13 protein-coding genes are annotated in these 12,292 nt (G+C 49.6%); 1 reads left to right on the top strand and 12 read right to left on the bottom strand.

The window, feature by feature from the left end:
* Positions 1-366: 366 nt before the first annotated feature.
* The 12 genes from WCG50_RS13385 to WCG50_RS13330 all read right to left on the bottom strand — a co-directional run bounded on the left by WCG50_RS13385 (position 367) and on the right by WCG50_RS13330 (position 11,144).
* Positions 367-762 carry a response regulator gene (locus WCG50_RS13385; protein ID WP_336900103.1) on the bottom strand — a complete coding sequence of 132 codons (396 nt, stop codon included), beginning with the start codon at positions 760-762 and terminating at the stop codon, positions 367-369.
* A 25-nt stretch (positions 763-787) separates the two neighbouring features.
* Positions 788-1,411: a hypothetical protein gene (locus WCG50_RS13380; RefSeq protein WP_336900102.1), complete on the bottom strand. Its 624-nt coding sequence runs from the start codon at positions 1,409-1,411 to the stop codon at positions 788-790.
* 20 nt (positions 1,412-1,431) lie between these two features.
* The gene (locus WCG50_RS13375) at positions 1,432-1,851 is read right to left on the bottom strand and encodes a hypothetical protein (protein ID WP_336900101.1); all 420 of its coding nucleotides are present in this window, start codon (positions 1,849-1,851) and stop codon (positions 1,432-1,434) included.
* Between the two features lie 293 nt (positions 1,852-2,144).
* The gene (locus tag WCG50_RS13370; protein ID WP_336900100.1) at positions 2,145-3,854 is read right to left on the bottom strand and encodes a methyl-accepting chemotaxis protein; all 1,710 of its coding nucleotides are present in this window, start codon (positions 3,852-3,854) and stop codon (positions 2,145-2,147) included.
* Positions 3,855-3,899: 45 nt separating this feature from the next.
* Positions 3,900-5,756, bottom strand: coding sequence for an EAL domain-containing protein (locus WCG50_RS13365; protein WP_336900099.1), 1,857 nt, complete (start codon positions 5,754-5,756; stop codon positions 3,900-3,902).
* Positions 5,757-5,937: 181 nt separating this feature from the next.
* On the bottom strand, positions 5,938-6,432 hold the full coding sequence (locus WCG50_RS13360; protein ID WP_336900098.1) for a BLUF domain-containing protein: 495 nt from the start codon (positions 6,430-6,432) through the stop codon (positions 5,938-5,940).
* A gap of 9 nt (positions 6,433-6,441) precedes the next feature.
* Positions 6,442-7,293: a hypothetical protein gene (locus WCG50_RS13355; RefSeq protein ID WP_336900097.1), complete on the bottom strand. Its 852-nt coding sequence runs from the start codon at positions 7,291-7,293 to the stop codon at positions 6,442-6,444.
* Positions 7,290-8,273 (bottom strand): response regulator, encoded by a 984-nt coding sequence (locus WCG50_RS13350; protein WP_336900096.1) that lies wholly within the window; start codon positions 8,271-8,273, stop codon positions 7,290-7,292. The genes WCG50_RS13355 and WCG50_RS13350 overlap by 4 nt, the downstream gene beginning before the upstream one ends.
* A gap of 3 nt (positions 8,274-8,276) precedes the next feature.
* Positions 8,277-8,786 (bottom strand): chemotaxis protein CheX, encoded by a 510-nt coding sequence (locus WCG50_RS13345; protein ID WP_336900095.1) that lies wholly within the window; start codon positions 8,784-8,786, stop codon positions 8,277-8,279.
* A 21-nt stretch (positions 8,787-8,807) separates the two neighbouring features.
* Positions 8,808-9,194 (bottom strand): DUF1987 domain-containing protein, encoded by a 387-nt coding sequence (locus WCG50_RS13340; protein WP_336900094.1) that lies wholly within the window; start codon positions 9,192-9,194, stop codon positions 8,808-8,810.
* A gap of 39 nt (positions 9,195-9,233) precedes the next feature.
* Entirely contained in the window at positions 9,234-9,800 is a 567-nt protein-coding gene (locus WCG50_RS13335; protein ID WP_336900093.1) for a SiaB family protein kinase, read from the bottom strand.
* A 57-nt stretch (positions 9,801-9,857) separates the two neighbouring features.
* Positions 9,858-11,144, bottom strand: a complete 1,287-nt coding sequence (locus tag WCG50_RS13330) for a SpoIIE family protein phosphatase (RefSeq protein ID WP_336900092.1) — start codon at positions 11,142-11,144, stop codon at positions 9,858-9,860.
* Between the two features lie 234 nt (positions 11,145-11,378).
* Here WCG50_RS13330 and WCG50_RS13325 point away from each other — a divergent pair, with 234 nt between their 5' ends.
* Positions 11,379-12,053 (top strand): response regulator, encoded by a 675-nt coding sequence (locus WCG50_RS13325; RefSeq protein ID WP_336900091.1) that lies wholly within the window; start codon positions 11,379-11,381, stop codon positions 12,051-12,053.
* Positions 12,054-12,292: the final 239 nt, after the last annotated feature.

The following is a 12,292-nucleotide window of genomic DNA, read 5'->3' as shown; positions in this document are numbered from 1 at the left end:
GCAAGCCGACCACCACGACAGGCGGGTTAATGGAAGTGTAGTTCAGTGACTTGCCGACTCATACGTTTCCATCACATTGATTTGCGAATGACTTGATGAACACGTACCGCCTCAAAAAGTGCAGCACCTATACATGGTTCTGTGATGTCAAGAAAACGACCGTTGTGCAACAACGCCAGTCAGCGCCCCAATGGGCTTAGTTGGATTGGCATCAGGGATTGCATCGACCGGTTGAATTCAAGGGTTAAAGCGGATATTGAAACCATTTGTAGACCATATGCAGCGTGATATTGATCAAACTTTTGTGGAAATCAAACATAACGGGGATTGTCGGTTATGCATATCGCGACAAAAACTATAAGGCTGCTAGGCACCAAGCGCGTTGCGTTTGATGATCGTGTTCACCTTGTCTTCCAGCGTTACCTTGGTGAACGGTTTAACGATGTAGCCAGCAGCCCCTTGTTGGGCAGCCAGCATAATGTCCTCTTTGCGGGCCTCGGCGGTCACCATAAGTACAGGAATGTGCTTGAGATTTTCGTCTTTCTTGATCTCGCTAAGCAGTTGAAAACCGTTCTTGTTGGGCATATTGATGTCGGACACAACAAAGTCAAACTTGGAATTACGGAGTTTATGGAGCGCAACGACGCCGTCCTCGGCCTCATCGCTATCGTCATATCCGCATTCTTTCAATAGATTTTTTACAATTCTTCGCATTGTCGAGAAGTCATCGACAACAAGGAAACGCAATCGGGATACAGACATATTGGGTTCTCTATTTGGTGCTCTATTAAGAGGCTGATTGGTTGCTTGACAGAGGTGCAGACCATACAGACTGCATCAACGTGTTAGAACTGAATGACCGGTGTGCCGAAGTGTTTTTAGTTTTTGCACCCATCGTCGCTGATTTGAAGAATATGACTCCCAGAACCATTCGACGTTTTCGCACTAGGGAACTTAGACTATCGAGCTCCTTCTCAATCTTTTCGTCGGGGGGTCCTAGTCGGGAGTCCACAGCTGCAGTCCACGTCAAAGCCTTGACGCACGTCTTTTTCATACGCAGTTTTCTTTCCAATTTGCAAAGAGATTCCTGCCATTGTTGAAACGAACCGTATTGCATCTCGATTTTGAATTTCACAACGACCTCAGCTAGAAATTCATAATGTTCAGAAAAAATCACATGCAATTTCTTCTCGAATGCAGACCTGACTTCGTGGTTCCAACCCCAACGCCTGCCATCGAGCACAGCGTTGACAAAATCCCTTGCAAGCGTGATTGCTGTGGAAGTGGTTGTGCCCAACTTAGATGCAGCCTGAGTGAGGGTTTTTTCATCTGCAATCAGGCTCATCAATTCGATATCATTTTCGCGGGTATTCAACTTTTTTTTCTTTGGTGGTTGATTCGCAAAATGCATTGATTTTTTTCCTTTCGAATTTACGCAATCATTGCGGCGAAATTTGTGGTTGTCGCCTCGTTCATCGGACCGAATTTGAATCCCATCTTGAAACCTCGTCCGTTCAACGTCGAATAGATGCAAACAGCCTGCATGGTGAACTCATGAAAGCGGCCTTTGCGATAAACCCTCCCTTGCAACTCGTAAATCTTGCCCCGTGCCATCTGAATATCCATTACGGCTGACAGGCCGAGCATGGATGCATCCAGCAATTTTCCAATCTGAGGAAATCCACCTGCTATACGTATGCTCACATCACCTTGAATTAGGACCCGTTCGACGCGGCTTTGATATCCAAACACAGTTGGCGTTGGTTCAATGACGTCTTCCGGGCGGTTTTCACTAGGGTTTCCAGTGGCAGCTTGACTGGGTGGCTGCATTTCAACGGTTGCGTTTTCCATGGTTTGATCCAATAAATATTTATTCCACTGTCAGCGAATTGAGCTGAAAGTTGTTGCTAGCGGGAACACTGTTTTGACAAAATTAGTACTTCCCTGCGGATACACCAGAATGAGCGGGGCATTAGACTGCGACTACGCGAGACTCTCTACATACTTAGCCTCTAGGTATCCAGTTACGTTTAGCTCGGTCCACATTGCGTGTGCTGAGAATGTGGTTGAGGTCAAAAACAGCAGGTCCATGGAAAGTGGCGCGGTCAGACGGGCAATCAGGTTAAAGATATTCATATTCGGTCTCAGTAGGACTCCCACTGCTCTTGTCCTGGTGTGACTGCCATGGCATGAGCGTTGGCGGGAGCTCTGTGCGGCACCACGCGACGCTCGCGTCCATGGTGTAAGCTAGGTTTGGCGATAGGCGACCGGACTGAGGCACGGGTCGTAACGGCCTTCACGGCAAGAACGTTGTTCCCTAAGTTGAACACAGCCACTGCCTGCACCATTTCTAGAGCCTGTTCATTAAGCGCGTTCGCACCGGCAGCGCTTTCTTCAACCAGGGCAGCATTTTGCTGGGTGAACTGGTCCATCTTTGATACAGCCTCGCCCACTTGGGCTACACCGACCGACTGCTCCTGACTGGCAGAACTGATCGCCCCCACAATATCGGCGACGCGACGAATGGAGGTAACCACCTCATTCATGGTTTCTCCAGCATGGTCTACCAGCGCCGTGCCGTGCTCTACGCGCTCAACACTAGCGTTAATCATCCGTTTTATTTCTTTGGCCGCATCTGCTGACCGTCCCGCAAGGGAGCGAACCTCGGATGCCACCACAGCAAATCCTCGACCCTGTTCACCGGCCCTTGCTGCCTCCACAGCCGCGTTCAGGGCCAGGATGTTAGTCTGGAAGGCAATGCTGTCGATCACACCAATAATGTCGCTGATCTTGCGTGATGATTCATTGATTTCTTTCATGGTGTCAACCACTTGGGCCACCACATCACCGCCGCGCACTGCCACGCTAGAAGCCTCCATGGAGAGCTTGTTGGCCATCTGCGCACATTCAGCGTTATGCCGCACTTGCGAACCCAATTGATACATGGAAGACGCCGTTTGCTGCAAGGCGCTGGCTTGGTTTTCAGTACGGTCAGACAAATCCATATTGCCTTGTGCGATCTCGGCGCTGGAGGTAGCCACGGCCTGCGAAACTTGGCGCACCGCTCCGACCACTTGTGCAAGACTTTCCTGCATTTTGGATAGCCCCTGTAACACTTTGGAAACCTCAGCATGCCCATTGACATCAATCACCTGTGCCAAGTCGCCATTGGCAACCGCATTAGTGATATCAAGCGCTTTGTTCAGGGAACGGTTGATACCCGAGATGAGACTCCATCCCGCAATGACGGAGAACCCCAAACCAAACACCACAAAAATGACCAAGAGTATGCGAGTATTCTCGTAACCCCGGCTCGCTTTAGCATACTCGTCCTTGGCCTGGGCTAACTCGATCTTTACCAACGCGTCTAGCCCTGCTCCCACCGGAAGGTACAAGGGGCTAATCCTTTCAAGAAAGATTTTTTGCGTCGCGTCAATGTCATTTAGCTTAAGCGCAGCGACGGCTGGCTTGATGCCGTTTTCAATGAACTCTGCGCGATCTTTATCAAACTGCTGTGAAGTGCGTTTCTCATCTGTCGTGAGTTCGGTCGCCACGAAGTCCTTCCACTGCTTATCGGCTGCTACCAAGATGGCGTCCAGATCGTCGATGCTCTTGCTGATTTGCTCAGGCGTGGGATCGAGCACGCTGTTGGCAATGTCAAGGCGACTGCGCAACGTAAGGCGGCTGATCTCCGCCAAATGACCAATGTGTGCGGTTTGCCCCTCATAAACGGAGCGCAGGGCCTCGATGGATGTCGCTGCCGCTTGCAGGCCCAGTACCCCTACAGCGACAAGCAGAAGCGACATTACTACAACCAGTACTTTCAGGCGCAGGGAGATTGACAGATTTTTCATAGGTCCTATTTAATAGGTAGACACGAAGTTTTCAAAGGTGGCGGTTCAAGAAATCCACTGCGCCATCCGGGCAGGAACGTCATTAATGTAAATATTGACACCCTCTTTTTTGGCTAGGTGTCGCGCCGTTGCAGCAGCACTCGACACCTCTGACGCACTCTTGTATGGGCCGTTATGGACATGGACAACGCCTGCGTATAGCGTGGTCATCGGGAAGAAACGTTTGGTCCCGTCCCTGTCTTCAGCCAATATGCCACCGGCTCGTATTGCGTCCTCATCGTGCAGTTTCACCACCGCCAGATTGAACTCATCAATGCCTTTACTCAGCCTTGCATGCCAATCTTCGCTTTGAAATACGAGCAAGAAGTCATCGCCGCCAACGTGCCCAACAAAGTCCAAGGCGTCGTCCAAATGCCGCAGCATCGTGGCGGCCACAAGCTTGATCACTTCATCACCTTGCCAAAAGCCATAGAAATCATTGAAGGGTTTGAAGTTCGCCAAGTCTGCGTATGCCACGACAAAGTTGCCTTTACGTTTCAGCAAGTGGTTGATATGGGTGGAAATTGGGATATTTCCGGGTAAAGAAGTCAATGGATTGGCATGCTTTGCAACTTCTAGGCGCGACTCCGAGACCAACTTCGCAAGATGCTCTCCCATCCCCATTCCGACATAGCGGCCATTCTTTGTGTAGATAAAGCCTTCAGACTGATAACGCTGGTCTTGGGAGGTCAGAATTCCAATCAAGTCCTGCACATCCTGATCCAGTTCAACCGTGCGCGGGTTTATGTTTGCGTGGCGCATACAAGACTTTTTGCCAAAGAGTTCATTGAAGTACGGTTTAGCACTTTGCGTGAGTAGTTCCTCGCGGGCGATGATTGCCACGGGGAACCCCCCCTCCACGACTGCGAGCGCGTGAAAGCCGGGGTTGTCTGCGAATATCTTAACTACCTCGGCATTGCTGTCTTCTCGTGTCAAAGACGGCGGAATGATAATCATCGATTCACGCAGGGTGATCTTCTGCGGGGCTGACGGCTGACATGGCAATTTTGAGATGGGCCTGCCCGAAAATATGGACAGAGCCTCTTCCTCGACCGCGTGCAGAGGCTTGGGTTGCGGCCTACCCAGGAAATAGCCTTGCCCGAGTTGTATGCCCAGGTCGCGCAGAACGCGCAGGTCCTGCGCATTTTCAATTCCTTCGGCAATCAGAGCGCATTCAAAGTTATCGGCCATCTGCATCAGTGCCTTGACGGTCTTGACCTTTGAGGCGTTTGTGGAAATGTCTTGGGTGAAGTATTTATCGATTTTCACGAAATCCGGTGCCAACTCGGACCACAACCGCAAACTTGAGCAACCGTCTCCAAAATCATCGAGTGCAAAGCGCAGACCGGCACTGTGAAGCATGCTCGCAATGGAAATGAAGTCAGGAATATCCAGGATATGTTCATATTCTGTGATTTCAAAGATCACCTCTTCGGGCGAAATGCCAAAGTGCTTGATAGATGATGTGATTGCGCCGACGGTTTTTCCACGATAGTTGTGGGTCAATGCGCTGCTTGAAACATTGATAAATATTTGTCCGCCATGCCGTTTGTCTGCCCAGTTTTCCAGCGCCTTTACTACACAAGCTATTTCAAATTCAACCAAAGAATCTTCACTCCTCGCGATCTTAAGCAAAGCATTTGGCGAGTAGTAGATACTGTCCTTGGGTCCTCTTACTAATGCTTCGTGGGCGAAGATGGAGCCGTTGAGCATGTTTACGATTGGCTGCCACACAATATCTAGGGAGTTATCATTTATGAGTCGCGCGATTACGCCAGTCGGGTCACATTGCCTGATGTCATACAGGTTACTTCCCGTTAATTTATTGCTGTACTGGCGCGCTAGATTTGTTACGAGGTGCATGAAAATACTCTCAATAATTGGAAAATAATTTCGCCAGTTAGAGTGCGCTAATTGACTGAAATTGAAGGACTAATGGTATGGCGACGGGAAGATGCAAACTTAAGCGACGCATCGCGCCGGTCAATCTCAGCAAGTTTTCCGGCCCTCTCATCAGCCGAGAGAACAGTATTTTTTTGGGTTTTTATGCGCGCTCCATACGAGTCGATGACGCGGAGTGTGAAAGTGCCTTGACATCTTTAGGAGCAAAAACAGCGAGCGAATTTATCTCCATCAGGTCAGCCTTTTCGTTTGCGCTAATACCATGTGCAGCTCGCTCGTCAAGCAGATTCGAACCAAAGCGAAACAGGGCGTAGCGACTGAATGACTGTTCAATATCGGCACCAGGAATCTTTAGGAAGCCCATGTCCCACATCAGAAACTCACGCCTCTCGATAACCTTGCATCCGATGTAGTTCAAGTTGTTATGGCGTTGATCACAGGCGATCCTGCTAAATGTGTTCTCCACAATCAATGAAGGGCCTTCGAGCACTTGAACTAGACGGCCATCGTCGTAGTAGATCATTCCGGTAATGGCATTTCGAACATTGTTGCGCTTGCTCACCAGCAAAATGTCGTTTAACAGGGCCTCGTTCTTGTCATTTAGGATGCTGGAATACATAAATTGAACAAGTTTCATGCTTGACATTCAATTGAAATATGGCTCAGCTGCATCTAGCTTGACATACCGTTCTTCGATGAACGATTTTTCGGTCAAATTGCGCTGAAATTCCATTTCCATGGATTCGATGCGCGCCAGCAGCGACCGTTCGCGTGCTGCCATCGCTTCGTTTTGAGTGCGCAGCTTTTCCATTTGAACTGACTCACAGGCACTGTCCCCAAAACTCTTGGCACTGAGCGCCTCACGCATGTCTTCGAGCTTGATGGCATTGGCCTCGGCAAGCTTCTCTGCCGCATGTGCCCGTCTTTGGGCCTCTTGTAGATGGCCGCTCAAGTCTTGCGCTCTTTGAGCCATCTCCTTAATGACTGCCGGGCTCGCACCTTGCACGTCAGTCATGCCACTTTGGATATCGTGACTGGAATTCGATGCAGCAGTTAGCTTAGCCTTTGTGCGACCGATTTCGTCCTTCAACTGAATGTTTTGGGTCAAGACATCTTTGAGCTTGTCGCGCATGCGCTGAGTCAGTTCCTCGTTTGCCTGTTTGGCCTGCAGCTGGTGTGCGAGCGCATCTCCCGCCAATGAGGCTTGAAGTTGATCACTAAGGCTGCGTACCTGAAGGGACAGTGCCATGTGGGCTTTTCCGATAGACGTCTCATGGAATTTGTTTTCGGACTGTGTTGGTTCTATCTGCGTCGCGAGCTGATTGCAGGCCCTGCGTAATTGGGCAGTAGCCTCAATGTTCTCGTCCAACACCTTCTGAGAGAACAACTCAGAGTGTTGAACCGATCCCAGTATCTTGAGCAGCAGCATTCCCGCACCGACCATAAAGGCGATGTTGCATAGAAACACGCATAGGCTTGCAGCATCGAGCCATGTCATGCGCTCAAAAGGAAGAAGGCCATTCTCCCTTCCCCGTAGCCTGGGATTGACAGCCGAAAGTCGGAGCGATGACTTACTTGGCTCACGATCTCTGCAAGCTTGGAAAATGTGTTCTTCACAACACTCGATTTCGCCAGCGACACATCACCCGCGTCATCGGGTGCAGTTATTGTCATGGTTTGTGCTATCGTGTTCAAGAACTCATGAGCCTTGGCCAGCATCAACTTGTCGGGTTCACCTTTGGCCATTGCTGCACGCACCTCTAGAGGGGTTTTTCTTGCAGCGCCGCCACCGACGATGCACACTGCATTGGCATCCATCACCCCGATACCGTAGACCCCTTTTCGGTCCGTTGCGGAATACAAACCCAGAAGGTTGTTTGGCGTCATCATCTCGGTCGATAACTTTTCCTTCGAAATGAGGCGAAAGGGAAGATTTCCAAACTTGGTCGTCAACGCTATTTGCATCTCGTCATAGGGGACAGGGTCGGCGCTTTGCTGGGAATCATCTTCTGAAGTCTGGCTCTGATCTTCTTTGAGTCCCGCGCGCTCCCCCACCGCAATCTGGCGCTCGTGCACAATGTCTCTCACAGTCGCATGAACTGTAGCTATAAGTTCGGCGTCATCAAAGGGTTTATGCAAAATGAAAGCTGCGCCATTGAGGTTGGCCTCATTGAGCATGGTGGGCGTACGCTCAGTAGTGACAAACCCGACGCGCACAGTCCTGCGACCTCGCTGGCGAATGATTTGCAGCATCTCCAGGCCGTTCACTTTTGGCATGTGCCAATCCGTGATGATCAGGTCAGGGGAATTTAGGTTTTCAAGTTCAATGCCTTGTTCACCATCAGCCGCCGTAAATATTTCAATGGGATCGTAACCACAGTGTCCAATTGCTCGTTTAATGATGGCCTGTATTGCGCGGCTGTCGTCCACGATCAGAATCTTGAGTGGCTTTGACAGTTGAATGATTGGGGTGTCCATGATTTAAGCCATACTTGGCGCCAAAAAGACGCCATAGATTAGTACGAACAGACGTTTGATCTTTAGGCCAGACATATATGTCAAGATAAGAACGCTGCCCTGTGATATTTGTTCAAATTCTGAAGCGCAAACCAGCGATGGAAGGCCAATTTTGATGTCGTTAGAAGCGCTGACTTGGGGGGTAATGCAGCCAGAGATTACATTGCAGACTTCAGCGCAGGCATCACGAAGATCGTCCTCGTTGACCTCGTCCTTAGTAAGACCGAACATGTGGCTTGCCACTATGGTTGCGTCTTCCCTCTGGATCAAGACACCGACTCCGGCAGTACGAGATTCCGCGTCGACCGTCAGGGGCATGAAAACGCTGAACTCGGCAAAAGTGGGATTTGCGGGATTCGATGTCCAGTCGATAAGGACATCGAACTCACCTGTTTCGCCACTCAGGAATTGCCATGCCTTCGACAGGCTCAGAGCAACTGCTTGAGAAGTTTCAAAATTCGCTATTCCACTCACAAGTCACCACAATCTGGTTGCTTATGCTGCAACGTGCACACGGTGCAACTGAACGTGGTTGTAATCTTCAACCAGATCCATGCCCAATTCTTCTAGTGCGTCGTCTTCCGGATCATGCGCCCAGAACACAGATATAGCTGAGCCAGCGACTCCGGCATCATTCAGAACGGAAATGATGGACTGCAAGCCTTTTGTAGAAGCGCTATTGACGTACTGCAGGTGCATGTGCGCTTCGAAATTATCTGGCATGGTAGTCGTCAGGTGTTTTTTCAATGCACTAACGATGGGTGTAAAGAAGGGCAGTGGATTTTCTGGGTAGCATTCCCCAGAGATGTGAAGTTTGTTGTCCATCATGGAGAAGACAACTTCGGGCGTTACTTGGGTACGTTCGGCACGGATAGCGTTCATGACAATTTCCTTTTATCGGGTTGGGTCGGTGGTGAAAAATTAGATGACGGCTTTGACCAGGAAGTAGGCGTACTTGCCATCGCCCACCGAGTCAGATGAAAAACTGTATTCAAGCGGTTGCTTGGAGTCACGTGCCACGGTGAGCCATCCCAGGCCTGCGCCTTTGCTTTCCTTGTTCATTTCTTCGTGTTCAGAGTTTTTCAACTGTTCTTTGTAGGCTTTCTTGATTTCTTCAAGGCTCATTGAGCGCACGGAGTCAAGCTTCTCGGTGATACGGGGAATCTGGGCTGTCTCGATTCGGTTGACACAGATGACCCAGTATTCGTCAGCGCCTCTGATTACGCTGATGGTGCCGCTGCCTGCCAGATTGGCGTGGGCAAGGTCGGGGGTTTCAGTTGCGTAATGGTGTATGTTCTGCGCCATTTCGACAAACGTCGAAAAGAGTTTTCGGGTGGCCGGGCCTGAGGCGCCAGACTCTTGCATGCGCGATTTCAGAGATTCAGCGGCGGCTGAAATGATCGGTCCGTTAAATTCGCCGGTGTGATAAAAGACGATGCCTGCGGTGCGGGCTTGCTTTTGGAAGATCTCAAAATTTGCAAGATTCATGATTTTTTATTCCTGGTGTACGGTGGGTAGAAATTCGGTTATTTGTTTCGGCCTGTCTTAATCGGACTTCGTACGAAACGCCAGCATGGTTACGTCGTCACGGCGCTTTTGATTGCCTTGCCATTCTCCGAAGGCTGAATCAAATGTGGGTATCAATTGCAAAGAGCTCATGTGCCGGTTGTCTGACAGAAACTGGATCAATCGCTTCTTTCCATGGGCAATTCGTCTGGATTCACCGATTTGATCGATGACACCATCGGTAGGAATCATCACCAAACAGTCCAGCCCAAGATCCACGGTTTGTGTAGGCCAAACGGTGGAGAGCATAGTATCTGCGTAACCGACAGGGTGCTTCTCGCCCTCCACGACAACAATTTCTGCTGCACCTTTTCGGCTCAGCAGCATTGACAACTTGGCTGAAGCAAAGCGCATGGAGGTCTGGTCATTGCTCAGCACGAACATCGCTGCGTCGAGGCCATCGTTGGAAGTTTTTTCGAATGACGCTGCTTCACTTGAGCCACGGTCGTCTTGACGTAAGACTCGTTTTACATAGGCATTGAGCTTGCCCAAAATCTCTCCGGGCATGATTCCTGATGCAGCGGCCTGTACGCACTGCTCAAGGAACGACATCACAATTAATGTCATGAAGGCGCCGGGCACTCCATGGCCCGTGCAATCAAATACACAGCCAAATACGCCGTCCTCAACTTTCCGAAAGAAATAGGCGTCACCACCAACAATATCGCGTGGCAACCACATCAGACCATAGTCACCAATATCGTTTTGCAGGACGTGGTCAGACTCGACCAGATGCGAGCGCTGGATCAGTGATGCGTAGTTGATCGATGCCATCAATTGGCGTGTTTTCTCGGCCTCGATCTCCGACATTGCCTTCATCAGATCGAACCCAGTACCCACGCCCTGATATTGGCCATCAATGGTCGTGATGAAACCGTCCGTCAATACCTTACCACCAGACTCCACGGCGGATTTCACCAAGACCTCAATCGGGGTTTTGCTGTCCACGATCAGAGGGGTCTTATCCATGAAGGCGATGCAAGTTTTTCGGCCATACAGTTCACGGGCATACGGCCTGGCATATTGCTCCATGAAGATATTGCGGTTGACCATACCTATGGGCTTGCCGTCCTCAGTCACGGCGATGGTGGCGACACCGCTCAATTCACTGAACTTGGTGCGCAATTCTTCACTGGTTGTATCCGGCGTGATAGCGTGCTGCGGGCGAGAGAGTTGCTCTGCTTTGGTGATCAGCGTTGTTGCGCCTTTGCTTTCATCTGCAGCACTCGCCGCAAGCGCTTCGTATAGGATTTCTACGTTTAGCATTTTTGCCTTTGTTTATAAAAAATCAATATATGAAATTTATAAAAAAAGTGTGTCATTGTCATGTCGTGCAACAAATTGCACGTTGAAACTACATTTTTTAGAAGCAAAAAAGGCAACAAAACTGTCATATCCGTGAAATATCTACTTACAAAAAGGCGTATAAAACATTTTTTTTAAAGTTCCTATGAATTAAGTGTTTAATATGAGAATAGGAAAAATTTCTAACATTTATTTATGATTTCTAAAAAACCAATGGCGTTATTCCCAACACCGGCCTCAATTCCTGAATTCAACCAAGAAATCGGTATGCTGACCACGCGTGAAGCTGCTCTATTAATGGGCGTGTCTTTGACAACTGTTCAGAAACTAGTTGACCGCGGAGACTTAGAGGCCTGGCTCACAAGTGGTGGGCACCGTAGAATCGCGCGTGCATCGATACAAAAAATGATGGGAACAGCAGCGCTTCTGCAGCAGCAAGGAAGCAAGGTGACGACGAGGGCTACGAAAGTTTTACTTGTTGAGGATGACCAAACACAAGTCAAATTCTTCCAAACCATTTTGACCAGGTGCAGCCACCCTATTGAGCTCATCGTGGCAAGCGATGCGTCCACTGCACTGATTCAATTGGAACGTGGTCGACCAGACTTGGTGGTGACGGATCTATTAATGAAACCATTTGACGGGTTTCACTTGATTGAAGTCATGCAGACCGACCCTGTGTACTATTCGTTGGACGCAGTTGTCTTGTCCTGCCTGACCAGAGAAGAGGCCGAGGTCCGTGGAAAAATTCCGGAATGGGTGACCTATTACCAAAAGCCAGTCATTCCCGATCGGATTCTGGGATACCTTGATTCCATGCGTACTCGAGTATTCAAACGAGACGCCTTGAACGTTGGCGTTGTTGCATAAATTGGAATTTTGTAAGGCGACCCGATCTAGGTCTTCTTTTTCCAGCCGTTTCGGCCGTGTTCATCAATGGCTGGGTTGTGCTCGTTACGCTGCGTGTCATGTGATAGAGCGCGCACCGCAGATTGGTGCGGTGAAATAATTACTTTGGCATCGGGCTGCTTGACCAGCACGACCTATGACACAGGCTCAAAACTGGTTGCGGGTTTCGATTGATAGAAGTCTGGGTTTTCGAAACAATC

The sequence above is a fragment of the Rhodoferax sp. genome, assembly GCF_037143375.1.
In the GTDB taxonomy this organism is placed as follows: domain Bacteria; phylum Pseudomonadota; class Gammaproteobacteria; order Burkholderiales; family Burkholderiaceae_C; genus Rhodoferax.
This window is presented reverse-complemented; position numbering and strand designations above follow the sequence as displayed.